The following is a 22,440-nucleotide window of genomic DNA, read 5'->3' on the forward strand; positions in this document are numbered from 1 at the left end:
CACGCGCGTGATTGAGTCACCGCCCTGACGAGGGACGATCCGCCCCGTCTGCAGTAGCTTCGTACTACTGAAGAGCACAACACCATGACAAGCAGCGCCCCGGTGGGCACGCCCACCAGCCCCATTCCGATCCCTTCCAGCATCTTTTCACCACAGGTGATGTGGACCACAATCGGTGCTTTCTCGTTGATCTTCTTGGGAGCGTTTGAGACCCTTGCGGTCACGACGGTCATGCCCACGATTAGCCGTGACCTCGATGGTCAATCGCTCTACTCCGTTGCCTTCTCGAGCAGCCTTGCGGCGAGTGTGATCGGCATGGTGCTGGCCGGGCAATGGTCTGACCGCACGGGGCCAGCAAAGCCTCTGATCGCCGCGATGGCGGTGTTCACCGTCGGACTTCTCGTGGCCGGTTTCGCGGGAACAATGGGCGTTTTCATCATCGGGCGCTTTTTGCAAGGTCTCGGCTCCGGCGCGCTCATTGTGGCGCTCTACGTGGTGGTGGCCCGGCTGTATCCGGCAGTGTTGCATCCGAAGATCTTTGGATTATTCGCTTCGGCGTGGGTTCTTCCTTCGCTGATCGGCCCACCGCTCGCTGGTGTTGTCGCCGAGCAGATCAGCTGGCACTGGGTTTTCTTCGGTGTTGTCTTTCTCGTCATCGCCGCGGGTGCTGCGATCCTGCCCGCCGTGCGCGTTCTGCTCGACCAGCCGATCACCGCGGGGGAAAAGTCTTCCGGTAAGCGAGCCGTCGTGTGGGCAGTCGTGGCGGCCGTCGCCATCGTGGCTATCAGCCTCGGCGGTGAGAGCGGCGGAGCCTTCGCGTGGCCGTTGGCGATCGCAGCGCTCGTGATAGCGATCATCGCACTGCGCCCGTTGCTGCCCGAGGGATCGCTCACCCTGCGTCGTGGCCTGCCCACCACGATTGTCCTCCGTGGTGTCTTCGCTGCAGCGTTCTTCTCAACCGAGGTGTATCTGCCGTACCTCCTCAACGAACGCTACGGTTTGCCGGCGTGGGCCGCGGGACTCATCCTCACCGTGGGCGCGGTGTCGTGGGCGGTCGGTTCAGCACTGCAGGGGCGCCTGCCTGAGTCGGTCTCGCACAGTCAGGTGGTGGTGGTCGGATCGCTGTTGCTCAGCGTCGGTCTCGCGACTCAATTCGTAACCGCGTACTTTATGCTCTCGCTCTGGATTGCCGCGGCGGGCTGGCTTGTCGCCGGCGCCGGTATGGGAATCACTTTCCCGCGGCTCTCCACTCTCGTTCTCAGCCACTCAAGCTCGCGTGACCAGGGCTTCAACAGTGCTGCGCTGTCGATTTCGGATGCCGCGGGTGGCGCCGTAGCGATTGCTTTCGGTGGTCTCGTCTTCGCTGCCGTCGGCGGTCTCGTGAACGGTGCGGGTTTCGTGGCGGCTCTCGGCCTTGCGGCGGTGTTGGCTGTGGCATCCATTCCTGTGGCCTTGCGGGTTCGCACGCGCTGACACATTATTTCGCTGTGTTAAGCAGTGTGTCGGAGCGTTACGGCACGCTCTCGCGGGCGTGAACGATTGCGATTACCTTCGCCGCATGACACTTCTCACCAATGACACCACGACCACTGACCTCGCTGCCGACCGCGCCGCTCGATTGACTGCCGCGGGCTCCGCGTGGAACTCACGAATCGCTGCCAAACCGGCCGCTGCAGAGCTCACCTACGTCGTCACCGGCAAGGGCGTTGGCTCGGTCGGCACTGTTCTCAAAGCCGGCAAACACGTCTTCCACATCGACGAGCCCGAAGGACTCGCGGGTGATGATGTCGCCGCCAGCCCGGTCGAAATTGCGCTCGGCGCGCTGATCGCCTGCCAGGTAGTGGTCTTTCGCCTCTACGCTCAGGCGCTCGACATCCAAGTGGATGACATCTCCGTCAAGGCCGAGGGTGACCTCGATGTTCGTGGCCTCTTTGGCATCGACGAGAACGTCCGCAATGGATTCGGAGCGATTCGCCTGTACGCCACCATTACTGGTCCAGAATCGCAAGAACGCTACGACGAGTTGCGCGATGCCGTTGACGCTCACTGCCCGGTACTCGACCTCTTTGCTAACCCGACCTCCATCACCACGCAGGTGGTCAAGGGCTAACGGCACCCCATGATGATGCCCTCAGACATGATCGACCGGTAGCTCAGGCTACCGGTCGATTTTCTGTTAACCGCGGCATTGACGAGTAGCCTCGGGATATGAAACCCGCCTTCGAATTCACCTCTGAACTCACACCGTGGGCGTCAAAGCCGAGTGTGCACTTTCTTCAGGTGCCGCCGGATGTCGGAGTCGACATCAAGGAGATTCCGTCGCCGCCGCGGGGCTTCGGTGCCATCGCGGTCGAGGTCACGATTGGCGCGACCACGTGGACCACCTCAATCTTTCCCGATAGCAGCCTCGAAGACGCATACTTTTTGCCCGTGAAGATCGCTGTGCGGCACTCTGAAGGCTTAGAAGCCGGCGACACGGCCGAGGTTACGATTCAGCTGATCTAGCCTCCTGCGCAGGCCGCAGGCCGCAGGGCGATGGCGGCACCGCACCGCACCGTCGGGCGGGCGGCCCGGAGGTTACGCGGGCCAGACTCCGATGATCAGCGCCATCACAACAATGGTGACGAACTCGTGGCTTACGTTGAGCACCGTGAGGCCGTTCGGGCGGCCATCGAACTGATCATGCGTGATGAAACGAGCGGCCGTGAATCCGCCCCACAGCACGATGCTCGTCAGCAGCGTATTCACGAAGAAGCTGCCACCGTAAAAGTCGAAGGCGATGAACGCTGCGCCCGCGAGTACCCAGGCGGTGATGAAGCTCACGATGATGGTGACGACGATGGGACGGAGCGCATCTGCCGCGTTTCCGCTCGGTGTGATACCCGCGGCTTTCATCCAGTAGTTGCCAAAAACGCGCGGCGAATACCAGATGGTGCCGACGATCATGCTGGAGAGAGTCGCGAGGATGACCGCGATGTAGTTGATTTCGGGAACCATGACAACCTCCGGTTGCTAACGAGTGCCCGAAGCCTACTCTCGCGACGATTAGCCGGTGATGCTTTCTTCGAACCGTTGGATCGGGTCGTACCAGCCCTGCTCGAGAACGTAGCTCTGAAATTGCTTGTCGAGGCCCAGAATCACCGCAAGGCCGACGACGAGCAGGATGATGCCGACTACGCGCTTGAAGACGCCATTCGGGTTGGCAAGCCAGCCCAGCTTGCGCGCGAAGGCTTGGCCCAAAAACGCGATCATCAAAAGAGCGATCGCGAGACCGAGCGCGTAGACCACGATGTACAGCAGGCCTTCGCCGAACGAGACAGGAAGCACCGTCGCCAGAATCAACGCGTAGGTGGGGGAGCAACTGCTGAACGTCGGGCCGAGAGCAGCGCCGAGCATCACGTCGCCACCGAGACCACCGTGCGAGTACGAGCGATTCATCACGGCGTTAGTGCGGTTTTGGATGCCCGTGGCCATCATGAAACGTTCCCAGAGCGCCGGGAATACCAGCGTGAGACCGAAGATGATCAGGATGCCGCCAGCGATGATCTGCCAGACCAACTGTGGAATCCCGAGCAGTGCCGTCGTTGCTTTGAGCAACAGCGTGAAGAGAATGACGGAGCCGGCGAGGCTCACGGCGATAACGACCGGGCGGAACCACTGACGCTCAGCCACGGTCGAGTCGCTACTCGTGCGGGCGATCGAACCGCCGACGATGACGGGTAGCAGGGGAAGCACGCACGGGGCCGCGACGGTAAGAACTCCCGCAACAAAGGAGAGCAGAATCAGGCTGAGCATCGCGACCTAGTTGAGCGCGGTGAGAACAGCGTTCAACGATGGGTCGGCATAGGCAACGAAGTTGTCCTGAACCTTAGTGCCGCTGGAATTGACCTCGACGAAGGTCGTCTGTTGCGTTACGCCGTACTCGGCACGCAGATCTTGATTGGTGTCGTAGTCGACCTTCACAATCGTGATCCCTGAAGGAACGCCCGACGCCGTGATGTCGCCGTCAGCAGAAACGCACTGCGGGCACCAGGTGGCGTGGAAGAACAGGATGACGCGGCCATCGGCATCCGCAATGACGCTCGGGCTGTAGTCGACGTAATCGCCGCCGCCATCGTTAGCAATCGCAGCGCTGTCGTCAGCGCCGGCCTCGGTCTCCGAGCCTTCAGGAGCGTCAGGTTCGCTCGGGCTTTCGGAGGCTGCGGAACCGCCAACGGATGCCGTGGTGTCAGCGGAGTCGTTCGAGTTTTGGAGTGCGACGATCGAAACGGCTGCAATGACAATGACGGCAAGAGCAACGATGACCGCGAGAATTCGCTTGTTCATGCCATCCAGTAACGCACGCGGAACGGATAATGTTCCGCCTCGCGAGAAATTTCTGGGACTATCCCCAGATTTCGGGAGTGTGCGAATACAGCTTGAGATCGCCGAAAGTTAGCGCACCTGTGAATCTGGCTCGCGTATACGGGAGCAAAACCATCAGCGCGGCGCCCGCTTTGTGCTCAATGCGCACTTCTATGGCGTCCGACTTGAGAGAGGCGATTCGCGTGTTCGAAATGATCGCGCTGCAGCGTGCGATAGCAGCCATTTGACGCAACTGCGTCACGGTCTGCGCGATCATAGCGTGGGCATCCAGATGCTTCTTTTTGAGCGCTTCGTCGGCAGACATCTCCAGTACACGGCCTGAAGCGTCGGTTACGAGAGCGAACGTCATGAACTCGCTGGCATGGCTCAAATGCTTGCGCGCCACAGTGAGCGACGAGTCGAGAATTCGATCAACGTCAGCCTGCTGCTCGGCGTTGAGCGCGTCTCTCCACGATTTCATATCCAAACCGTAGCGAGTCGAACGCCTCTTTGTCCCACGAAGCGCCCAAATCACCCGCGTTTTGGTGTCACGACTCTTTTTCGTGTCGAGTCCGATCGCTCGGTTCCTCGCGGTCTGACACCGCCCTGCGCTAACGTCGAAGCATGCAAAAGGCCCAGCTCACCAGTGCCCAACGTGGCTATTCTCTTGTCGCCGGTGCGGTGGCACACGCCCTCTTTTCGGTGGGCTGGCTCATGCTCGGGTTTGTCGCGCTTGGTGGGGGCCTCACGTTGCTGCTCGGTGGAACAGCGAACGGTGTAAGCGGGCTTTTCGGTGACGTCCCTGTCGTGGCCGACTTCATCCGCAACACCAGCAGCGTGATCGGCACGGTGATCATCGTGATCGCGATCGTGGCACTGCTCTTGGTTGCTCTCGCTGCCTTCGCGAGCATCTTTCTACTTGCGCGCGGCGCCGTGCGTAAACCGTGGCAGATCACCTTTCAATCGCTCGGGATCGTTGCTCTCCTCGATGTTCCACTCTTTGTGGCGTACTTGACGATTGCCGCGCAGGCGACTGACTCTGCGGTGGGCGGTGCTGTGCTCCTTGGTCCCGTCGTAGGCGTTGTCGGCTCCGCTGTCGTCGGTGCTCTTGTGTGGTGGTGGATGGCGTGGTCCCGCCGCGGTTCCGCCTCACGATTTGCCGGGGTTACCGCCACAGCATCGGCAACCGCCGTTGCTCCCCAGCAAAAATCGAGCGCCGCTGGAGATACTGGCACCACCCATTCGAAGTAATACGCCGTGCAGCGGCACCGAGCAGAGAGTGCATGATGATGGCACGCATTGACACACTGATCATCTTGGGAGCGGGCGGCGACCTGACTTCCCGACTCCTTTTGCCCGGGCTGGCGTCGTTTCTGGCGAGCGACGAGGCACAGTCGCTAACGCTGATCGGCGCTGATCGCCAAGAAATGGATGACGCAGCCTGGCGCTCCCGAGTGACACAGTCCTTCGACGCCTCAGTTTCGCCCGCGGCCACCGCTGTGGCGAACGCAGCGCATTACGTGCAAACCGACGTTACTGATGCTGATCAACTGAGTGACTTGATTGCCGCGGGTTCCGGTCGCGTGGCGCTGTATTTCGCCTTGCCTCCTGCTATTGCCCAGAAGGCAGTGGCCGTGCTCGCGACGCTCGAACTGCCCGAAGGCATTGTGCTCGCACTAGAAAAGCCTTTCGGCAGTGACGAAGCGAGCGCTCGCGATCTCAATCGCATCCTGCAGACGATCGTGCCTGAAGAGCAAGTGTTTCGAGTGGACCATTTTCTCGGTAAATCGACGGTGCTGAACCTGTTGGGGTTGCGCTTCGCTAACCGCGTTTTCGAACCGCTGCTGGCTGCGCCCAACGTGGCGAAGGTCGAGCTGATTTTCGATGAGGCTCTCGCTCTGGAAGGTCGCGCTGGATACTACGACCGTGCTGGAGCCGTCGTCGACATGATCCAAAGCCATCTGTTGCTGGTTCTGGCGCTCACCGCGATGGAGCCGCCAGCGAGCGTGAGTTCCGAGGACCTTCGCGGTTCTATGGCGCAGGTGCTCCGTGCGACTCGCGTGCAAACGGTCGATGGCACGTGTGCGCGACGTGCCCGCTACACCGCGGGAACGATTGGCGATCGCCGCCTTCCGGCGTACGTCGATGAGAATGGTGTCGACCCGGAGCTTGGCACTGAAACTCTCGCTGAAGTCACCTTCGAGATCGACAACTGGCGTTGGGCGGGAGTTCCGTTCGTGCTGCGCTCGGGCAAAGCTCTGGGCGATTCCCGCCAAGACATCGTGATTACTTTTGCGCCGGTTCCGCATTTGCCGAACGGGCTCACAGGTAGCGCCGAGCCGGCGAAACTCACCATCTCGATCAAGCCTGCAACGCTCTCGCTCGATCTCATCGTGAATGGCGAGGGCGACCCGTTCACTCTCGATCGCACTCAACTGACAACCACGCTGGGCGACGCGGCGATGAGCGCGTATGGCGAGGTCATCGCGTCACTCATCGACGGCGATCCGGTGCTCTCGGTGCGGGGCGATGTTGCCGAACAGTGTTGGCGAATCGTGGCTCCGGTGCTTGACGCCTTTCGCAACGACCGGGTTCCCCTCGAGGAGTATCCAGCAGGGTCGCACGGCCCCGAATCGTGGAGCCGGCCGTGACAGGCACCGGCGCTCGGGGCGTGACGGGCGGTCGAGGTGTGACGGGCGGTCGAGGTGTGACGGCGCGCGCAACCGCACGCACCCGCGCGAGTGCAGAGCAGGCGTACGTGCTCTCGGGACCTCTCGACCCCACCGATTTTTATCCGCGGTTTGGGCCGTTGCCCGCCGTTGTCGCGGTATTGGATCAGTCGGGCGACTGGGACACGATCGGCCGCACTCGCCGCTTGATTCTCTCCGATAGTGGTCATGTCATTGAGACGATCACTGACACCGAAGTCCCCGGGCTGTTTGCCTACGAGCTCAGCGATTTTCAGCGACTGTTCGGGATGCTCGTCTCGGGCGCCCGCGCCGAATGGCATTTCGACAGCACGATCAACGGTGCGCGCATCTCATGGAGCTACACCTTCGTCGCCAAGCGTGGCCGACGGTGGGCGGTGTGGCTCATCGTACGACTGTGGTGGGGGCGGTACATGCGCCGAGTCTTGCCTCCGATCGCTCGGGAGATTGAGCGTCTCGCTGCACGTTAGTCAGCTCCAGTTATCTAATCGTTGCAAGAAACGGCGTCGTTCACACCCTCCACGCACCATTCTCACAACTTGCGCGGAGATGCGCTTGTGACAATGTTTCTATGTTCCGATCGAGATTTGCAGTGGCTGCCGCAGCAGCGCTGTACTTCGCCGCTCTGGCGAGTCTCGCTTTCGTGATTGCCCCGGGCAGCGATGGCCGCTTTTGGCTGTGGACGACCGTAGCGTTCATTCCGGTCGGTGTCTTTCTTGTCGGCATGTTCGGTCGCCGACGGTGGTGGGCAGCGCTCGCCTTTAGCATCGTCGCGGCGTCGTGGCTCGAAGCTGCGCAGACAGTGTGGATGCCCGCGGGCTATGCCGCTGTCGTAGACATTCTTCTGGCCAGCATCGGTGCCGGCATCGGAGTCTCAGCTGCCGTGGGTATAGCCCTCTGGCGCGAACACTCGGAACGGCCAGCGACGCGCACTACGCAAGCCACCACCAACCTCGCGACCTCTCGTCGCGCCTCCGCCAGCAACTCGGCGGCACCGCTTAACCTCGATCGGTGACCGACGACCGCTATTCCCACGATGTTCTTGCCGACTTCAGCATTCAGCGCGGCCCGAAGGTTCTTCCGAAGGTCCCGATCGAGAGAGACATGGTCGTCGAAGTCATTGCCGACGGCTACGTCGGTGCACTCGTGCGCTTTACCGACGGACTCATGGAATTGGAAGACCGCAGCGGCCGCTCCCGTGCCTTCCCGCTGGGAAGTGGCTATCTGATCGATGGCGTGCCGGTCGAGCTAACAAAGCCCGCGCCCAAAGTCGGTGCGACCGCTACTCGCAAGACCGCGTCGGGCTCTTTCGCCGCGCCAGAGCAGCGCGCCCGCACCGCGCTTGCGAGCCGTATTTATGTGGAGGGTCGCCACGATGCCGAACTCGTCGAAAAGGTGTGGGGCGATGACCTGCGAGCCGAGGGAGTCGTTGTTGAGTTCCTGGGGGGCATCGACGATCTCGAGAAGATTGTCGCGGACTTTGCGCCCAACTCCGAACGCAAGCTGGGCATCTTGGTTGATCACCTTGTGCCGGGCTCAAAAGAGAGTCGCATTGCCGAGGCTGTGGGCCGCGGCAAGTACGGCAAGTATGCGCTGATCGTCGGGCATCCGTTTGTGGATGTCTGGCAGGCGGTCAAGCCTCAGAGCCTCGGAATCGCCGCCTGGCCCACCGTTCCCCGCACGATTGAGTGGAAGCACGGCATCTGCGAGGCGTTCGGCTGGCCTCATGACGATCAAGCGGATATCGCGCGCGCCTGGCAGTTCATCCTGTCGAAGGTGAAGAACTTTGGCGATCTCGAACCTGAACTGTTGGGCCGCGTTGAGCACTTGATCGACTTCGTGACGGTCGACCAAGAATCGTAGCTCGCTAGCTAGCTAGCTAGCTAGCGAGCGCAACGCTTCGCAGATGTGCCGTCGCTCAGTCGAGCTGGGGGAGCACTTCGCGCGCGAGAAAGTCGAGCTGGTCGAGGTCGTGAAAGTCCATGATCTGAAAGTAGACCCGGGTAAAACCGAGGGCTTTTAGCTCGGAGATCTTGTCGACGACTTCGCTTGCGGTCCCCGCGAAGCCCCCGAGGCGCAACGCGTCCGGGGTGCTGTTGGCTGCGGTCGCGCGAGCGTCGATTTGAGCGTCAGTGGCTCCGACTGCGGTCGTTCCTGCTATCGAGAGCACGAGGGTCGATGGGTCGCGTTCGAAGTGCTCGCACGCGGCATGCACGCGGTCGATGCGTTCCTTGAGCGGTGCGATGGTGGCGAAGCCAGCGTTGTATTCGGCGGCGAACTTAGCCGTGAGCGCTGGCGTACGGCTCGGGCCGCTGCCGCCGATAATGATCGGTAGCGGGTCTTGCGTGGGCTTCGGCAGCGCGGGGGAGTTGCTCAACTGGTAGTGCTTGCCCTCATACGAGAAAGTCTTTCCGGGGTCAGTGCCCCAGATGCCCGTGATCACGTCGAGCTGTTCTTCGAGCATCCCGAACCGCTTTGCCGGAAAGGGGATGCCGTAGGCGGCGTGTTCGCGCTCGAACCACCCCGTGCCCAAACCGAGTTCAATGCGCCCGCCCGACATGTCGTCGACCTGAGCGACCTGAATCGCCAGGATTCCCGGATGCCGGAAGGTCGCCGACGAGACGAGCGTACCGAGGCGAATAGTCGAGGTCTCCCGCGCGAGACCGGCGAGCGTGGTCCAGGAGTCTGTCGGTCCAGGCATGCCGCCGTTGCGGTCATCCATCGTCAAATAGTGGTCAGAGCGAAAGTAGCCCGTGAAGCCGAGCTGCTCTGCCGCTTGCGCGAGCAGAAGCTGGTCGGTGTAGCTGGCGCCGTTCTGAGGCTCTGTGAAGATGCGGAAGTCCATGCCCCGAGCCTATTGATGATTAGACTGGGTGGCGAACACGGGAGTCCGGTGAGCCGGGCTGAGAGGGAGCTTCTCCAAGCTTCGACCGTCGAACCTGATCTGGATCATGCCAGCGCAGGGAGCAGACACTCTTGAAACCCGTGCCATTCACTAGTGAAAGGCACGAAAGTGACCACAACAGCACCATCTTCACCCTCGTCCACCACCTCGACGCTGGGATCGCGCTTTCAGTGGCGCGTCATCGACATCGTCGTGGCCAGCGTCATCGGCGTCGCGAGCGGCTTGATTTTCGTCGTCTGGAACGTGGCGTCAACGCCGGCACTGGCACCGTTTTCGGCGCTGCTCCCGGGACTCCAAGCGATCGGCGGAGGCTTCTGGCTGTTCGCCGGTGTTCTCACCGCGCTCGTTATTCGTAAGCCGGGCGCCGCAATCTATGGTGAAGTCGTCGCAGCCTCGGTCTCGGCCCTCATCGGCAATCAGTGGGGCATCCTCACCCTCGTCAGCGGTATTACCCAAGGAGTGGGCGCCGAGATCGTGTTCGCTGCGTTCCTCTACGCAAACTGGCGGGTCAGCGGCGCCATTCTGGCCGGCGCCGGAGCAGGACTCGCCATGGTCATCACCGACTTGCTGCTCTGGTACCCGGGCTCAGCACTGCCCTTCATTGTCATTTACGCGATCGCTGGCGTCGTCGGCGGAATGCTCATCGCCGGATTACTCTCGTGGCTCGCCACGCGTGGTCTTGCTGCCACCGGCGCGCTCAACCGTTTCGGTGCCGGTCGCGAGATTGCGAAGCGGGTCTGACCCCCACAGTGCCTGCTGGCGTCACCGTCGAAGGATGGGGGTGGCGCCACTCCAGCAGGCTCGCGTGGGCGGTGCGCGGGCTCGACCTGCGCATTGAACCGGGCGAACGTGTACTTCTCCTCGGCGAATCCGGGGCAGGAAAATCGACCTTTCTCCATGCCCTTGCCGGGATAGTCGGTGACGACGAAGGTGAGTCAGAAGGCTCACTTCTTGTCGATGGCGAGCATCCGGCATCCGTTCGTGGCCGCACGGGGCTCGTGATTCAAGACCCAGATAGTCAAGTGATTCTGGAACGCGTTGGTGACGACGTTGCTTTCGGTTGCGAAAACCTCGGGGTGCCGCGCGACGAAATTTGGCAGCGAGTGCGCCATAGTCTCGATCAGGTCGGCCTCGACGTCGCTCTCGATCGCTCGACGGGCGCGCTCTCGGGCGGGCAAAAGCAGCGTCTAGCGCTCGCCGGAGTACTCGCGATGCAGCCGGGGCTCATCGTTCTCGACGAGCCAACCGCCAATCTCGACCCCGTTGGTGTTACCGAGGTTCGGGATGCAGTCATCCGGGTCGCCGAAGCGACCGGCGCCACGATCGTCGTGGTCGAGCATCGCGTGTCGGTGTGGAGCGAAGTTGTCGATCGCGTCGTTGTGCTCGCAGCCGGCGGGGGAGTCATCGCCGACGGGCGACCTTCGGAGGTGCTCTCGCGCCAAGGGCAGCAGCTTGCTGCTCGCGGGGTCTGGATTCCGGAGTTCCCGCCGCCGCGCCCCCAGCGCACCGCTCGCGGTGAGCAGCACACCGTTCTTACGGCGCAAAGCTTGGCATTCGGGCGCGCGAAGAAAGCACTCGGAATACCCTTCGACCGCGAGATCCTGAGCAGCCACGCGCTCGCCATTACCGGTGCCAACGGCGCCGGAAAGTCCACGCTCGCACTCACCCTTGGCGGGCTACTAGCACCGGTAGACGGTGCCGTGGTCGCGAGCCCCGCACTCGCAAACGGGGCGGGCCCGCATCCGATCAGATGGAAGTCGCGTCAACTGCTCACTCGAATCGGTACCGTTTTTCAAGACCCGGAGCACCAGTTTTTGACGAGCACGGTGCGCGCAGAGCTCGAAGTGGGTCCGCGGGCGCTGAAGCTTTCGACAGCGGAAATGAATGCTCGGGTCGATGAGCTACTCACGCGGCTCCGTCTCGAGCAGCTGGCCGAAGCCAACCCGTTCACGCTCTCGGGGGGCGAGAAACGTCGCCTCAGTGTCGCTACCGCCCTGGCTACGCGCCCGCATGTTCTGGTACTCGACGAACCCACGTTCGGCCAAGATTCGCGTACGTGGAGCGAACTGCTCGCACTGCTGGCTCGGCTCGTGGATGACGGCAGCAGTGTGATCGCGGTCAGTCACGATCTCGAGTTTGTCGACGCGCTCGCAGACTCTACGGTGGTGCTCGAATGATCCCCATCGCGGCCGTGAACCCCGTGGCCAAGCTTGGAGCGGGGCTTATTGTGAGCCTCTTCCTCATCCTCACGATCGACTGGGTTTCCGCGGCGACGGCTCTCGTGCTCGAGCTCGTGATTATCGCGTTCCTGGGCATCGAACCGAAGCGTTTCTGGCTGCGAACGTTGCCGGTCTGGATCGCGGCGCCGCTTACCGCGCTCACGATCTTGCTCTATGGGCGCTACGACGGCGAGGTGTACTTCGAATTCTTGCTGATCAGCATCAGCGACGGCTCAATCGAGCTGGCTCTCGCCACGTTTCTGCGGGTGCTCGCGATCGGTTTGCCCGCGGTGGTGCTCTTCATCTCGATTGACCCCACTGACTTCGCCGACGGGCTTGCCCAGCGTCTACATTTTCCCGATCGTTTCGTACTCGGCGCGCTTGCTGCGGTGCGGATGGTCGGCCTCTTTCTCGAGGACTGGCGCTCGCTAGAGATGGCTCGACGCGCTCGCGGCGTCGCTGATCGCGGAAGGCTCCGTCGACTCGCGGGTCAGGCCTTCGCGCTGCTGGTGCTGTCGATTCGGCGCGGAAGCAAGTTATCCATCGCGATGGAAGCACGAGGCTTTGGCGGCTCTCAGCAGCGCACCTGGGCGCGAGAATCACGCTGGGGCGCAGCAGAGTGGCTCACTCTGCTCGTCGGGCTTCTCGTGGGCGTTACCGCTACCGTGGTGGCCGTGCTTACGGGAAGTTGGAACCTCATTGTCGGCTGACGTCACGCGACCGCTGCCATCGCCACGCTGGCGCTGTCTCATCGATGGTCGGTCTGGTTCGGGTAAAACCGAACTGGGCCGAGCGATGGCGGCCGCGTGGCCCGAGGTTCAACTCGTCAAGCTCGATGACTTGTACCCGGGCTGGGATGGGCTGGATGCCGCGAGCAGCATTGTTCCGTGCATTCTCACGCAATTGCGGTGGCAAGAATGGAACTGGGCCACCGATTCGGCGGGCGCGTGGCACGAACTCGACGGTGATCGCCCCATCGTTATCGAGGGCATCGGCTCGCTGAGCCGGGCCTCGAAACCACTCGTCGATCACACCATCTGGGTCGATCTCGATGATGTCGCGCGAAAGAAGCGCGCCCTCGATCGCGATGGCGACACCTACGCCCCGCACTGGGAGCGCTGGGCTCGGCACGAGCAGAGCTTTATGGCGCGCGAGAAACCGCGAGAACTTGCGGCTGAGATTGTCGACGGCGTCGACATCTCACGCTGGTTTGAGCGTAGCTAGCTCGTCTTCGTCCACAACTGAGTGAGATCGGTTCCGCGGGGGTTGATAGTCATCGCGTCAGCCTCGCACGTGAGGATGAGCCCGACGACGTCGTCAAAATCGCTACGAGGAATGGTGTACTCCAGTTCCTCTACCGGTTCGTCGTCGAGCGTCGCGGCAGTTTCTACGGTGTACTCGGAGACATCCCAGTTGTGGGGGATGGCGACATCGACATTGATGAGGGCTTGGCCCGTTACCGTGCCGGTATACGACTGCGTAATGGTCATGACTTGGTCTTTTTTAGGCTCAGCGGTGATCGTGAACACGAGATCAGAGTCGATCGTGATTCCGCCGTTGCTCGTCCAGGTCAGCGTTTGGCCGCCAGTCGGGTCGACAGCACTAGCCGGCACATCTTCGGAGTCGAGTTCAGCGAGGAGCTTTTCTGACGCGTCGGCCGTGTCGAGAGTCCACGTATGACCCATCGCGCACAACTCCATCGCCGTCGGCGGCTCGCTGGTATCCGCAGGCTCGATCAGGGCGCACCCGGATAGCACCAGCATGATCGCAGGGGCTATCACTAGCGCACTCGCGCGCTTGCTAGACATCATCAATCCTCCTGAGGTTCGTGACACTCACGAAATCCTACGCGGTTGTGACCGTTAGACCGCCCAACGACAGCTACGCCCACCCGAGTTCATGCAATTGCTCATCGTCGATACCGTAATAGTGCGCGATTTCATGAACGAGAGTGATGTGAATCTGTTCTTTCAGCTCGTCGAGGGACTCGCTGACAGCCAGAAGCGGTTCACGAAAGAGAATGATGCGATCGGGCAGCTCACCAAAGCCGTACTGTCCCCGTTCGGTCAGAGCGACGCCGTCGTAGAGGCCAAGCACTGAGAGCGAGCCGTCTTCGGGCCGATCTTCAGTCACGAAGACGACATTGTCGAGGCCATCGACGATGTCGTCGGATAGTGCGTCTAGCCCCTCAACCACGAGCGCGTCGAACTCTTGCTCGTCGAGATTGTCCATGGACACATCCTGCCAGTAGATGCTTCTCACGTTGAGAAGCCACGGTCACACGCTGGTGCCGATGGTTCCCCAGAAGCTCCCGACGGCGTCTTAGCAAATTGATAGACAGTATCTTTATCGTCGCAATCATGGATAGAAAAAAGTTGTTGGGCGTACTCAGCGCGACCGTAGTTCTCACCCTCACCCTCGCAAGTTGCTCGGCTGGAACGAACGACAGCGCGACCAGCAGTGGCGGCACGACCGACTTCGTCAGCGTCAGCCTGACGAACGATTCGGAATCATTTTTCGATGCTGCGGTGGTGCACTCGATCGAGATTGACGTCGCGAGCGACGACGTCGAAGCGATGGTTCAGACCTACCTCGATTCCGGGGACAAGGAATGGCTCGAAGCGACCGTCGTTATCGATGGAGAAACTTATGAGCAGGTAGGCATCAAGCTCAAGGGAAACTCGAGTTTGCGCGAAGTGACTACTGACACTCCCTTTGAAGAATTGCCGTGGAGAATCCGACTCGATAAATACATCGACGCTCAGAGTGTCGGCGGAGTGACTGATTTTGTCGTGCGCACCAACAACACTGAGACCGCACTCAACGAGGCTGTAGCGCTTGAACTGTTGAGCGCAGCGGGGCTAGCGACCGAGGAAGCGGTCGAATCGGCGTTTTCTGTAAACGGTAGTGAAGACTCTCTGCGGCTTATTGTCGCGGTGCCCAACGAATCGTGGCTGGAGCGAAACTATGAGGCCGGTTTGTTGCCCTCAGACGATGGCATCCTGTGGAAAGCAGAGAGCGAAGGAGACTACTCCTGGCTTGGCGATGACCCTGACTCTTACACAGACGTGTTCGATCGTGAAGTGGGCGACGATGACTACCAACCTTTAGTCGATTTTCTCGATGTGGTGAACAACACCACCGACGAGGAGTTCGTCACTCAACTTCCCGAAGTTCTCGATGTCGACGCTTTTGCACGGTACCTCGCGATCGAAGATCTCATGAACAATTTCGACGATATCGACGGACCGGGAAACAACTCCTACCTGTACTACGACCCCGACTCAGCTCTAATGTCCGTAGTGGCGTGGGACCACAACCTGGCGTTTGGCGTGGTCAATGAAGCCGGTGGTGGAGCGCCTGCCGGCGAAGCTCGCGGTGGCGCGCTCGTGGAAGGTGAGGTCCCCGAAGGTGGGCTGCCCGAGGGAGGCATTCCCGAGGGCGCCGTTCCGGAGGGTGCGCCCGCCGGAGACCGGCCTGCCGCTGGCGATGCCGGTGCGCAAGGCGGTGGAAGTGCTCAGCAGGGCAACAACATTCTGACAACGCGATTTATGGAATCCACAGAGTTTGCTGCGCTGTATGAGGAGGCACTGGGCGACGTGAAAGCGGAACTCTTCGAGAGCGGCCAATTCGCAAGCATTGTCGAATCGCTTTCGGACACGCTTTCGGATCAGGCATCTGAACTCGTCGATAGTGCGGTCATTCAGTCTGAGACTGAGGCAGTTCTCGAGTACTCCTCCGGCGAAGTGAAAGAAACCGCGGCAGGGAGCCGCGACGGTCAAGAAGGCACGCGGCCGGGCGGAGAATGATTCGACGCGCTGATTTGTCACGGCATAGCCGAACGACGAAAACAGCCGCGAAATAAAAATGAGGCCCAAACCCTCGCGAGACGTAATGCTCGTTTCGAGGGTTTGGGCCTCATTATCTTGGGGTGAACGACGGGGCTCGAACCCGCGACATCCGGCTCCACAAGCCAGCGCTCTACCAACTGAGCTACGCCCACCAAGGTTGTTTTTCGCCCTGCGGCGACAAGCAACTCTACAAGTGTATTACAGTCGCGAGGCGAATCCGTTCACTACGTCAGCAGAAATTGCTTGAACCTGCTCGGTAGTGGGTCCTGGCTCGCCTACGAACACTGCTTTTCGGTAGTAATCGAGTTCGCGGATCGATTCCAGAATGTCGGCCAACGCGCGGTGCCCACCGTTTTTGTCGGGGGCGTTGAAGTACACGCGAGGAAACCAGCGCTTCGACAGTTCCTTGATCGACGACACATCGACGCTGCGGTAGTGCAGGTGAGTATCAACGCTTGGCATGTATTTAGCCAGGAACGTGCGGTCGGTGCCGATAGTGTTGCCGGCCATCGGAGCGGTGCGCGGGTTTGGTACGTACTGCAGAATGTAGTCGCGTACCGCGGTCTCGGCTTCGGCGAGGGAAACGCCGAGCGGCATTTCCTCGATGAGGCCGCTTGATGTGTGCATGGCGGTCACAAACTCACCCATATTGGCGAGTGCAGCCTCGCTGGGCTTAATGACAATGGTCATGCCGTCGTCAACGGGAACGAGGTCGTAGTCGGTGATCACCACCGCAACTTCGACGAGTTCGTCGATATCGACATCCAACCCCGTCATCTCGCAGTCGATCCAAACCAGATAATCAGCGTGTGATGCCATGAATTGATTCTACCGCCGCTGAAAAGTCACCAGCGTTCGCCCACTCTGATCTGGTAAACCTGAGGTATGAGCGAAACAACCCCCACACTCGCGCACGGCGACGAGTACATCGTGTTTTTTGTCGGCGGCCCGTACAACGGCCAGAACGACACGCGCATTGCCACCGAAGCAGGATGGGATGATTATGTGACCCTGATCGCTGCAGACGCTGTCGGTTCGGAGACGCAATTGCGTTACGAATCCCCAGTAGCGAAGCAGGTCGGCGACAAAGTTCATGTGACCTACACGTGGGATCAAGCCGATAGCGACCCTCTGGAAGACCTTGACGAACGAAACGACCTCTAACAGCACACCTTCTGAACAGCCGACTGTGCTGTTCTTCTCGTCTGCTTTTTGTGACCCGTGTGCCGCGGCGCGCCGCACTCTCGATGAGGTGGCGCGCCTCGTGCCCGCGATTACCTATGCCGAACTGGATGTCGCGCGCGAGGCTGATCGCGCCGAGCAGGCCGGAATAACCTCCACGCCCACGATCGTGATCGTGTCGCCGGCGGGAGAAGAAGTTTTTCGTGCGCAAGGCGCCCCGACGCTCAATCAGATGCTCGTGGCACTTGCGAAAGCCGTTTAGCTGCTGACACGCTATCGTTTAACGTGTATACCCCGCCCTCGTAGCTCAGGGGATAGAGCAGGAGCCTTCTAATCTCTTGGCCGCAGGTTCGAATCCTGCCGAGGGCACCCGCAACGAAGAGGTCGGTCACGTGACACCCACGCCGAAGACGACTGCTGATTCATCAGTGAGCGTCGAGCAGTTCATCGCTGATGTGCCGACTGAACGTCGCCGCACCGAGGCCCAGACCCTTGTAGAAGTATTTTCTCAGGCATCGGGCCAGCCCGCTGCTATGTGGGGGCCGTCGATCGTCGGGTTCGGCTCTAGCCACTATCGCTACGCAAGCGGGCGCGAGGGCGACACCGCGACGATCGGGTTCTCTCCCCGCAAAGCGAAGATTTCGCTCTACACCGCGCGCAACTTTCGGGAGTTTCCCAAGCTCTTAGAAGACCTGGGTGCACATGAACTCGCCGTGGGCTGTCTCTATATCAAGAAACTGGCGGATGTCGATCTGGCGGTCCTCGAAGAGTTGCTGACGCGCAGCTATGAGGTAGCCCGCATCGATTACGACGCTCAAGCCGAGAGCAGCTGAGCCGTGGTTTTTCGCGCGGCAGGGACGTCCGCACAAGCGCCTGCTCGGCGAGGAACGCGGCTGGCCGTGGGCGGCGCAGTCGTGTCGCTGACGCTGAGTCTCACAGGCTGTATGTTCTGGCCGAAACCGACGGTCGCCATTTTCGAGGTCGGCGGTGTCGAACGATTCACCGTGGAGCTAGCAACTCCAGAGCTCGTGGCTCACGCGCAAGGTTTACTCGCCGGCGACAACCTCGAAGCCGTGCCGAGCGGCGACATCGTTCCGGGCGACGCACGCGTGAATGCTCCGTGGTCGTGGCATATCGATCCGTCCACGCTCGAATTCTCCAACGTCTCCACTGCGGAGTGTGACGGTACGCCGCAGGATGTTGAAGACGGGCGGATCACCACTGAACGCTTTTGTCCGTGGTCGGCGCGCATAGTGGCTATCGAAGGCCCCGACGCCTGAACTCTGACGCTCGACGCTCGACGCTCGACGCTCGACGCTCGACGCGTGACGCTCCGCGAGCGACTGCTGTCGCTAGCTGTCGTCGCTAGCTGCGGTCGGGAGAAATAACCACCGTTGGAGTGGCTTCGGCGGTAGCGCTCGTCGTGCCAGAACCGGCTGTTCCTGAAGTCGAGGCCGCTGGTGCGGTTGCACTTTCTGCTGCCTGGCGAGAAGCCCACTCTTGTTGCTTGACGACGAGTTCGTCTTCCGCTTCGCTCGTCTCGTACTTCCAGCTGGCGAGGTCTTGAGCGAACAGTTTCTTCGCGCGACCCGGGCGTGACTGCCACTCGATGAGCCCGTCTTGCAGCTCGGCCAGGTCCTGCTCGGCTTGGAAGCTGTAGTTGACCGAATTCTTTTTCATCGCGGCCAGCTTGTGCGCAGCCCAATCGGCGGCAATATCGGCGCCTTTGAGGGGGAGAAGGCGCACGCGCACTTCGGCTTCGCTCGACTGGTGGTCGACGTGTTCCTTTTCGCCTGCAGAGAGGGTGCTCCATGCCGCGGCGCGACGCCCAGATGCTATGAGCGCGGCGACAGCAGCAGCTTTAGCTTGACGGTCCTGCTGGCCGATCAGGCGGCGCAACGACGAACGCGCGATCATACCCACGATGATTCCTCCGACAACGATCGCGAGGAAGGGCACGAGGGCGCTTGTGATGAAGGTCCACCCCTGATCGGAGCTGAACCAGTCGACGAGATCGTTCCACCACTCAAGAATCATGTTGGAACTGTAACCCCGCTAAGGGCCGCCGGAGCAGAGCGACAGGCGCGACACATCAAAACCGGAAGATATCCAAAGCATCCTCGATGGTCCAGAAATCGCCGAGGGGCAAAAAACGGCGTTGCCGCTGAAGCATGCGCTTGGCTTGATAGCGAGCGCCAGCAGCGGAAACCCAGCGGTGTACGTAGCCCAGCACTTCTCCATCGGGCCGCGTAATGCGCCACAAATCGTCATTCAACTGCACTGTCACGATTCCTGAGCGAATCGATTGGGCAGTGCCGGCAAAGTCGAGGGTGGTCATGGCAAGCTCCTTCAGCTGGTGAGCACGAATTTCTAATGATTCGAATATATGTTCGAACACTGACATTCTTATGCGCGCGCTAGAAGACTGCTGCAACGACAAAGGCCGGCCCCCGCGCTACTGCGCGAAATCCGGCCCCGTCGAGGTGCTCGTGTGGCTAGCGAAGAGCCGTACCGTCGACCGCAAGCGGGTCGATCGCGGCGAGTTCGTCATCCGTCAGCGCCGGCCCTTCGAGAGCGGCGAAGTTGTTCTCGAGTTGGGCGACACTGCTCGCGCCTACCAAAGCAGAGGTCACTTGTGGATGCCGCAGCACCCACGTGAGCGCGAGCTGCGCAAGGCTTTGACCGCGGCTCTGCGCGATCTCGTTGAGGGCGCGCACGCGCTGCAGATACGTGTCGCTGAGCGGACCGGGCTGAAGCCAGCGGCCCTCAGAGGCACGCGAGCCATCGGGGATGGTGCCATCCATATAGCGATCAGTCAGCAGTCCCTGCGCGAGCGGCGAAAACACAATGCTGCCCGCGCCGATCTGGTCGAGTACCGGGAAGAGCCCGTCTTCGATGTGGCGATCGAACATGTTGTAGCGCGGCTGGTGAATGGTGAGCGGGATGCCGTACTCGGCGAGAGCGTCGTGAGCAGCAAGGGTCTGCTCTGGGTTGTAGTTGGAGACTCCAACGTAAAGCGCCTTGCCCGAGTTCACAGCGGTCGCAAGCGCTCCCATGGTCTCCTCAATGGGAGTCTCGGGGTCGGGGCGGTGGTGGTAGTAAATGTCCACGTAGTCGAGGCCCATGCGGTCGAGGCTCGCATCAAGTGACGAGAGCAAATACTTGCGCGAACCGAAGTCCTGGTAGGGGCCTTCGCCCATCGTGTAGCCCGCTTTGGTCGAGACAATCATCTCGTCGCGGTACGGCACGAAGTCGTCCGCGAAGATCTCGCCAAAGTTGCGTTCGGCGGCGCCGATTTCGGGGCCGTAGTTGTTGGCTAGATCGAAGTGGGTGATGCCGAGATCGAAAGCGCGGCGCAGGATCGCGCGCTGCGTTGTGCGGGGGCGATCGTCACCGAAGTTGTTCCACAATCCCAATGAAATTGCGGGGAGCTTGAGGCCGCTATGGCCTACGCGGTGGTATTCGGTGGAATCATAACGGAGGGGAGAGGCGTCATAAGGCATTCGTTCAGCATATGCCCAGCGTCTGAGGGAACACAGCGTGCGAGGTGTGCGTTGTATGAGACATCCAGCCCAAGAAAGTAGGCTCAACTTATGCACACATTTCATCTCGCAGGCGGCTGTTTCTGGTGCCTCGATGCGGTCTACCGCACCCTCAATGGCGTTACTGACGTAGTTTCTGGCTACACCGGCGGAACAGTGCCGAACCCCAGCTACGAGCTGGTCTGCACCGAGACAACGGGCCACGCTGAAGCGGTCGCTGTCACCTTCGATCCTGAGGTCATTCCCGACGAGGTCATCCTCGACGTGTACTTCACCCTCCACGACCCACGCCAGTTGAACCGCCAGGGCAACGACGTCGGTTCGTCGTACCGCTCGGCCATGTTCTACGACGGTGACGAGCAGAAGGCTCTCTTCGAAGCAGCTCGTGATCGCGCATCCGAATACTGGGATGGCGGCGTCGTGACGACCATCGAGCCGCTCGACACGTACTACAACGCTGAGGACTACCACCAGGACTTCTTCGCAAAGAACCCCGGTCAGGGTTACTGCATGGCAGTTGCGTTGCCCAAGGTCAACAAAATCCGTTCGTCGTTCTCGAGCTACATCAAGTAGTTTCCGGTAACGACGCTCACTGTGCGCCGTCTGGCACGAAGGTCTTTATCTTCGTCGCGAGGCGGCGTACGGTCGTTAACGAACGACACTGGCGTCGTTCACTAATTCGAAGGAGGTTCGGAAATGACAAACCACACTCTGACCGGACAAACCTGGGTTGCATTCACCCAGGCAGGAGCAGTTGGCTCGGTGCACCGGGTAACAGACGGGTTCACCTTCAAGTTATTGAAAGACGAAGACTATCGAGGGGTGTATCCGACTCTGGATGCCGCGAAGTCTGCCCTGCACGCGAACCTGTTGCCCGGCACGGCGTGGCCTGAGTTCCGCGAGCACTAGGTCGCGAGAGGGTGTCTCGCCCGTGATTGATATTTCGGCGTTGCTGCGCGAAAACTAACTAGTCCTACTCTGCGCGCAGATAGTCGAGGTCGTCCACAGAAGGCGGCATCGGCTCCTCTGCGCTGCTCGCCCGGCGAACACTGGTGTCAGACGGATGCCGGGTCGGCTTCCCGGCACGAGTGTCGGCCCGCATCTGTCTGCCATTCGGTCGCGCTCTCCGTTGCGACCCAAAACTAGGAGTAGTTATGTCAGACACCATCACCGTTTCCGGGCTCGTTGCGACTGCACCGCGGCACATCGTTACCGGGGAGGGATTGCCCATCACGTCGTTCCGTCTTGCATCGACGCAGCGACGTTTTGATCGCAGTAACCAGCGCTGGATCGACGGCGAGACTAACTGGTACACGATCACTTCGTTCCGCCAGCTCGCTATCAACAGCGCTACGTCAATCGGCAAAGGCGACCGTGTTGTGCTGACGGGCCGACTAAAGATTCGCGAATGGGAGAACGCCGACCGCAGCGGAACGAACATCGAGATCGAAGCGGATGCTCTCGGTCACGACCTCATGTGGGGAACGGCGCAGTTCTCGCGCACGATCTCCAGCGTGAACCACACGACCAGCGACAGCGCTGACGATGATGAGTTCCCCGCGTCAGACAACGCCGATAGCGATGACTCTTCCGAGGAGGGCGAGCTCGTCGCTGCCTCAAGCGGCGCTGAGAAGCCCTTCTGAGTGGATCGTGCGCGCAAGCAATCTAGACTTGAGCCGGCCCGGAAGA

The 22,440-nt window shown here is 60.9% G+C and carries 31 protein-coding genes, 2 tRNA genes and 1 riboswitch; of the genes, 21 read left to right on the top strand and 12 right to left on the bottom strand.

The genetic code is table 11. The annotated features are described in order from the left end of the window. Positions 1-84: 84 nt before the first annotated feature. The 3 genes from I6E58_RS06425 (at position 85) to I6E58_RS06435 (ending at position 2,505) form a co-directional block, all read left to right on the top strand. Positions 85-1,473, top strand: a complete 1,389-nt coding sequence (locus tag I6E58_RS06425; protein WP_197131554.1) for an MFS transporter — start codon at positions 85-87, stop codon at positions 1,471-1,473. An 85-nt stretch (positions 1,474-1,558) separates the two neighbouring features. Then, positions 1,559-2,110 (top strand): OsmC family protein, encoded by a 552-nt coding sequence (locus I6E58_RS06430; RefSeq protein WP_197131557.1) that lies wholly within the window; start codon positions 1,559-1,561, stop codon positions 2,108-2,110. Between the two features lie 98 nt (positions 2,111-2,208). Further along, on the top strand, positions 2,209-2,505 hold the full coding sequence (locus tag I6E58_RS06435) for a DUF1905 domain-containing protein (RefSeq protein WP_197131560.1): 297 nt from the start codon (positions 2,209-2,211) through the stop codon (positions 2,503-2,505). 72 nt (positions 2,506-2,577) lie between these two features. On the opposite strand, the gene I6E58_RS06440 is transcribed toward I6E58_RS06435, so the two are convergent. Genes I6E58_RS06440 through I6E58_RS06455 form a run of 4 tightly spaced genes read right to left on the bottom strand, consistent with a single transcriptional unit; the run spans position 2,578 to position 4,825 of the window. Then, entirely contained in the window at positions 2,578-2,997 is a 420-nt protein-coding gene (locus I6E58_RS06440) for a DUF1761 domain-containing protein (RefSeq protein WP_197131563.1), read from the bottom strand. A 48-nt stretch (positions 2,998-3,045) separates the two neighbouring features. Then, a complete protein-coding gene (locus I6E58_RS06445) occupies positions 3,046-3,795 on the bottom strand; it encodes a cytochrome c biogenesis CcdA family protein (protein WP_197131566.1) in 750 nt (249 codons plus the stop codon). A 6-nt stretch (positions 3,796-3,801) separates the two neighbouring features. Next, the gene (locus I6E58_RS06450) at positions 3,802-4,326 is read right to left on the bottom strand and encodes a thioredoxin family protein (protein ID WP_197131569.1); all 525 of its coding nucleotides are present in this window, start codon (positions 4,324-4,326) and stop codon (positions 3,802-3,804) included. Between the two features lie 58 nt (positions 4,327-4,384). Next, a complete protein-coding gene (locus I6E58_RS06455) occupies positions 4,385-4,825 on the bottom strand; it encodes a hypothetical protein (protein WP_129071757.1) in 441 nt (146 codons plus the stop codon). Between the two features lie 143 nt (positions 4,826-4,968). On the opposite strand from I6E58_RS06455, the gene I6E58_RS06460 reads away from it, so the two are divergent. From I6E58_RS06460 to I6E58_RS06480, 5 genes are all read left to right on the top strand, one after another. Then, positions 4,969-5,595, top strand: a complete 627-nt coding sequence (locus I6E58_RS06460; protein ID WP_197131571.1) for a hypothetical protein — start codon at positions 4,969-4,971, stop codon at positions 5,593-5,595. A gap of 35 nt (positions 5,596-5,630) precedes the next feature. Continuing rightward, entirely contained in the window at positions 5,631-6,995 is a 1,365-nt protein-coding gene (locus I6E58_RS06465; protein WP_197132882.1) for a glucose-6-phosphate dehydrogenase, read from the top strand. Beyond that, the gene (locus I6E58_RS06470) at positions 6,992-7,522 is read left to right on the top strand and encodes an SRPBCC family protein (protein ID WP_307842004.1); all 531 of its coding nucleotides are present in this window, start codon (positions 6,992-6,994) and stop codon (positions 7,520-7,522) included. The genes I6E58_RS06465 and I6E58_RS06470 overlap by 4 nt, the downstream gene beginning before the upstream one ends. A 101-nt stretch (positions 7,523-7,623) precedes the next feature. After that, positions 7,624-8,067, top strand: coding sequence for a VanZ family protein (locus tag I6E58_RS06475; RefSeq protein WP_197131574.1), 444 nt, complete (start codon positions 7,624-7,626; stop codon positions 8,065-8,067). After that, entirely contained in the window at positions 8,064-8,915 is an 852-nt protein-coding gene (locus I6E58_RS06480) for a DUF3097 domain-containing protein (RefSeq protein WP_197131578.1), read from the top strand. Before I6E58_RS06475 ends, I6E58_RS06480 begins: the two co-directional genes overlap by 4 nt. A 55-nt stretch (positions 8,916-8,970) precedes the next feature. Here the strand turns inward: I6E58_RS06480 and I6E58_RS06485 are convergent, their stop codons facing one another. Beyond that, the gene (locus tag I6E58_RS06485; protein WP_197131580.1) at positions 8,971-9,897 is read right to left on the bottom strand and encodes an LLM class F420-dependent oxidoreductase; all 927 of its coding nucleotides are present in this window, start codon (positions 9,895-9,897) and stop codon (positions 8,971-8,973) included. A gap of 26 nt (positions 9,898-9,923) precedes the next feature. Further along, positions 9,924-10,032: riboswitch (TPP riboswitch) on the top strand. Positions 10,033-10,065: 33 nt separating this feature from the next. Between I6E58_RS06485 and I6E58_RS06490 the strand changes: the two genes are divergently transcribed. Genes I6E58_RS06490 through I6E58_RS06505 form a run of 4 tightly spaced genes read left to right on the top strand, consistent with a single transcriptional unit; the run spans position 10,066 to position 13,400 of the window. Further along, positions 10,066-10,698, top strand: a complete 633-nt coding sequence (locus I6E58_RS06490; protein WP_129071752.1) for an ECF transporter S component — start codon at positions 10,066-10,068, stop codon at positions 10,696-10,698. 8 nt (positions 10,699-10,706) lie between these two features. Beyond that, positions 10,707-12,134: an ATP-binding cassette domain-containing protein gene (locus I6E58_RS06495; protein WP_307842005.1), complete on the top strand. Its 1,428-nt coding sequence runs from the start codon at positions 10,707-10,709 to the stop codon at positions 12,132-12,134. Next, positions 12,131-12,886 (top strand): energy-coupling factor transporter transmembrane protein EcfT, encoded by a 756-nt coding sequence (locus I6E58_RS06500; RefSeq protein WP_197131583.1) that lies wholly within the window; start codon positions 12,131-12,133, stop codon positions 12,884-12,886. The genes I6E58_RS06495 and I6E58_RS06500 overlap by 4 nt, the downstream gene beginning before the upstream one ends. Next, the gene (locus I6E58_RS06505) at positions 12,876-13,400 is read left to right on the top strand and encodes an ATP-binding protein (RefSeq protein WP_197131586.1); all 525 of its coding nucleotides are present in this window, start codon (positions 12,876-12,878) and stop codon (positions 13,398-13,400) included. The genes I6E58_RS06500 and I6E58_RS06505 overlap by 11 nt, the downstream gene beginning before the upstream one ends. Here the strand turns inward: I6E58_RS06505 and I6E58_RS06510 are convergent. Both I6E58_RS06510 and I6E58_RS06515 read right to left on the bottom strand, forming a co-directional pair. Further along, a complete protein-coding gene (locus I6E58_RS06510; RefSeq protein WP_307842006.1) occupies positions 13,397-14,011 on the bottom strand; it encodes a hypothetical protein in 615 nt (204 codons plus the stop codon). The two genes, I6E58_RS06505 and I6E58_RS06510, sit on opposite strands and share 4 nt — an antisense overlap. 46 nt (positions 14,012-14,057) lie before the next feature. Then, the gene (locus tag I6E58_RS06515) at positions 14,058-14,408 is read right to left on the bottom strand and encodes a metallopeptidase family protein (protein WP_197131589.1); all 351 of its coding nucleotides are present in this window, start codon (positions 14,406-14,408) and stop codon (positions 14,058-14,060) included. Between the two features lie 128 nt (positions 14,409-14,536). On the opposite strand from I6E58_RS06515, the gene I6E58_RS06520 reads away from it, so the two are divergent. Then, positions 14,537-15,985: a CotH kinase family protein gene (locus I6E58_RS06520; protein ID WP_197131592.1), complete on the top strand. Its 1,449-nt coding sequence runs from the start codon at positions 14,537-14,539 to the stop codon at positions 15,983-15,985. A 118-nt stretch (positions 15,986-16,103) separates the two neighbouring features. On the opposite strand, the gene I6E58_RS06525 is transcribed toward I6E58_RS06520, so the two are convergent. Further along, positions 16,104-16,179 (bottom strand) — tRNA-His (locus I6E58_RS06525). A gap of 46 nt (positions 16,180-16,225) precedes the next feature. Beyond that, the gene (gene orn, locus I6E58_RS06530; protein ID WP_197131595.1) at positions 16,226-16,846 is read right to left on the bottom strand and encodes an oligoribonuclease; all 621 of its coding nucleotides are present in this window, start codon (positions 16,844-16,846) and stop codon (positions 16,226-16,228) included. Between the two features lie 66 nt (positions 16,847-16,912). Here orn and I6E58_RS06535 point away from each other — a divergent pair, with 66 nt between their 5' ends. The 5 genes from I6E58_RS06535 to I6E58_RS06555 all read left to right on the top strand — a co-directional run bounded on the left by I6E58_RS06535 (position 16,913) and on the right by I6E58_RS06555 (position 18,489). Further along, positions 16,913-17,191: an oligoribonuclease gene (locus tag I6E58_RS06535; protein ID WP_129071746.1), complete on the top strand. Its 279-nt coding sequence runs from the start codon at positions 16,913-16,915 to the stop codon at positions 17,189-17,191. Next, on the top strand, positions 17,169-17,471 hold the full coding sequence (locus I6E58_RS06540) for a co-chaperone YbbN (protein WP_197131598.1): 303 nt from the start codon (positions 17,169-17,171) through the stop codon (positions 17,469-17,471). The genes I6E58_RS06535 and I6E58_RS06540 overlap by 23 nt, the downstream gene beginning before the upstream one ends. A 34-nt stretch (positions 17,472-17,505) precedes the next feature. Further along, positions 17,506-17,578: transfer RNA gene (locus tag I6E58_RS06545), tRNA-Arg, on the top strand. Continuing rightward, the gene (locus tag I6E58_RS06550) at positions 17,548-18,042 is read left to right on the top strand and encodes a DUF1801 domain-containing protein (RefSeq protein WP_231595155.1); all 495 of its coding nucleotides are present in this window, start codon (positions 17,548-17,550) and stop codon (positions 18,040-18,042) included. The genes I6E58_RS06545 and I6E58_RS06550 overlap by 31 nt, the downstream gene beginning before the upstream one ends. A 111-nt stretch (positions 18,043-18,153) precedes the next feature. Further along, the gene (locus I6E58_RS06555) at positions 18,154-18,489 is read left to right on the top strand and encodes a hypothetical protein (RefSeq protein WP_231595156.1); all 336 of its coding nucleotides are present in this window, start codon (positions 18,154-18,156) and stop codon (positions 18,487-18,489) included. Positions 18,490-18,574: 85 nt separating this feature from the next. Here the strand turns inward: I6E58_RS06555 and I6E58_RS06560 are convergent, their stop codons facing one another. The 3 genes from I6E58_RS06560 to I6E58_RS06570 all read right to left on the bottom strand — a co-directional run bounded on the left by I6E58_RS06560 (position 18,575) and on the right by I6E58_RS06570 (position 20,712). After that, positions 18,575-19,246, bottom strand: coding sequence for a hypothetical protein (locus tag I6E58_RS06560; protein WP_197131601.1), 672 nt, complete (start codon positions 19,244-19,246; stop codon positions 18,575-18,577). 55 nt (positions 19,247-19,301) lie between these two features. Further along, positions 19,302-19,547, bottom strand: a complete 246-nt coding sequence (locus I6E58_RS06565) for a hypothetical protein (protein ID WP_197131606.1) — start codon at positions 19,545-19,547, stop codon at positions 19,302-19,304. A 157-nt stretch (positions 19,548-19,704) separates the two neighbouring features. Then, entirely contained in the window at positions 19,705-20,712 is a 1,008-nt protein-coding gene (locus I6E58_RS06570) for an aldo/keto reductase (RefSeq protein ID WP_197131609.1), read from the bottom strand. 90 nt (positions 20,713-20,802) lie between these two features. On the opposite strand from I6E58_RS06570, the gene msrA reads away from it, so the two are divergent. The 3 genes from msrA (at position 20,803) to I6E58_RS06585 (ending at position 22,394) form a co-directional block, all read left to right on the top strand. Further along, entirely contained in the window at positions 20,803-21,324 is a 522-nt protein-coding gene (msrA, locus tag I6E58_RS06575; protein WP_197131612.1) for a peptide-methionine (S)-S-oxide reductase MsrA, read from the top strand. A gap of 123 nt (positions 21,325-21,447) precedes the next feature. Continuing rightward, positions 21,448-21,660: a methyltransferase gene (locus tag I6E58_RS06580; protein WP_129071738.1), complete on the top strand. Its 213-nt coding sequence runs from the start codon at positions 21,448-21,450 to the stop codon at positions 21,658-21,660. Positions 21,661-21,905: 245 nt separating this feature from the next. Next, complete coding sequence (locus I6E58_RS06585) at positions 21,906-22,394, top strand: single-stranded DNA-binding protein (protein ID WP_197131614.1); 489 nt, start codon at positions 21,906-21,908, stop codon at positions 22,392-22,394. Positions 22,395-22,440 lie beyond the last annotated feature (46 nt).

The organism is Salinibacterium sp. SWN1162 (assembly GCF_015864675.1).
Taxonomy (GTDB): domain Bacteria; phylum Actinomycetota; class Actinomycetes; order Actinomycetales; family Microbacteriaceae; genus Rhodoglobus.

Coding starts and splice junctions, on each gene's coding strand:
- I6E58_RS06430 (WP_197131557.1), top strand. CDS start 1,559: ATGACACTTCTCACCAATGACACCACGACCACTGACCTCGCTGCCGAC.
- I6E58_RS06515 (WP_197131589.1), bottom strand. CDS start 14,408: ATGGACAATCTCGACGAGCAAGAGTTCGACGCGCTCGTGGTTGAGGGG.
- I6E58_RS06555 (WP_231595156.1), top strand. CDS start 18,154: ATGTTCTGGCCGAAACCGACGGTCGCCATTTTCGAGGTCGGCGGTGTC.
- msrA (WP_197131612.1), top strand. CDS start 20,803: ATGCACACATTTCATCTCGCAGGCGGCTGTTTCTGGTGCCTCGATGCG.
- I6E58_RS06560 (WP_197131601.1), bottom strand. CDS start 19,246: ATGATTCTTGAGTGGTGGAACGATCTCGTCGACTGGTTCAGCTCCGAT.
- orn (WP_197131595.1), bottom strand. CDS start 16,846: ATGGCATCACACGCTGATTATCTGGTTTGGATCGACTGCGAGATGACG.
- I6E58_RS06570 (WP_197131609.1), bottom strand. CDS start 20,712: ATGCCTTATGACGCCTCTCCCCTCCGTTATGATTCCACCGAATACCAC.
- I6E58_RS06485 (WP_197131580.1), bottom strand. CDS start 9,897: ATGGACTTCCGCATCTTCACAGAGCCTCAGAACGGCGCCAGCTACACC.
- I6E58_RS06445 (WP_197131566.1), bottom strand. CDS start 3,795: ATGCTCAGCCTGATTCTGCTCTCCTTTGTTGCGGGAGTTCTTACCGTC.
- I6E58_RS06535 (WP_129071746.1), top strand. CDS start 16,913: ATGAGCGAAACAACCCCCACACTCGCGCACGGCGACGAGTACATCGTG.
- I6E58_RS06455 (WP_129071757.1), bottom strand. CDS start 4,825: ATGAAATCGTGGAGAGACGCGCTCAACGCCGAGCAGCAGGCTGACGTT.
- I6E58_RS06520 (WP_197131592.1), top strand. CDS start 14,537: ATGGATAGAAAAAAGTTGTTGGGCGTACTCAGCGCGACCGTAGTTCTC.
- I6E58_RS06450 (WP_197131569.1), bottom strand. CDS start 4,326: ATGAACAAGCGAATTCTCGCGGTCATCGTTGCTCTTGCCGTCATTGTC.
- I6E58_RS06585 (WP_197131614.1), top strand. CDS start 21,906: ATGTCAGACACCATCACCGTTTCCGGGCTCGTTGCGACTGCACCGCGG.
- I6E58_RS06580 (WP_129071738.1), top strand. CDS start 21,448: ATGACAAACCACACTCTGACCGGACAAACCTGGGTTGCATTCACCCAG.
- I6E58_RS06475 (WP_197131574.1), top strand. CDS start 7,624: ATGTTCCGATCGAGATTTGCAGTGGCTGCCGCAGCAGCGCTGTACTTC.
- I6E58_RS06440 (WP_197131563.1), bottom strand. CDS start 2,997: ATGGTTCCCGAAATCAACTACATCGCGGTCATCCTCGCGACTCTCTCC.
- I6E58_RS06435 (WP_197131560.1), top strand. CDS start 2,209: ATGAAACCCGCCTTCGAATTCACCTCTGAACTCACACCGTGGGCGTCA.
- I6E58_RS06465 (WP_197132882.1), top strand. CDS start 5,631: ATGATGGCACGCATTGACACACTGATCATCTTGGGAGCGGGCGGCGAC.
- I6E58_RS06425 (WP_197131554.1), top strand. CDS start 85: ATGACAAGCAGCGCCCCGGTGGGCACGCCCACCAGCCCCATTCCGATC.
- I6E58_RS06460 (WP_197131571.1), top strand. CDS start 4,969: ATGCAAAAGGCCCAGCTCACCAGTGCCCAACGTGGCTATTCTCTTGTC.
- I6E58_RS06565 (WP_197131606.1), bottom strand. CDS start 19,547: ATGACCACCCTCGACTTTGCCGGCACTGCCCAATCGATTCGCTCAGGA.
- I6E58_RS06500 (WP_197131583.1), top strand. CDS start 12,131: ATGATCCCCATCGCGGCCGTGAACCCCGTGGCCAAGCTTGGAGCGGGG.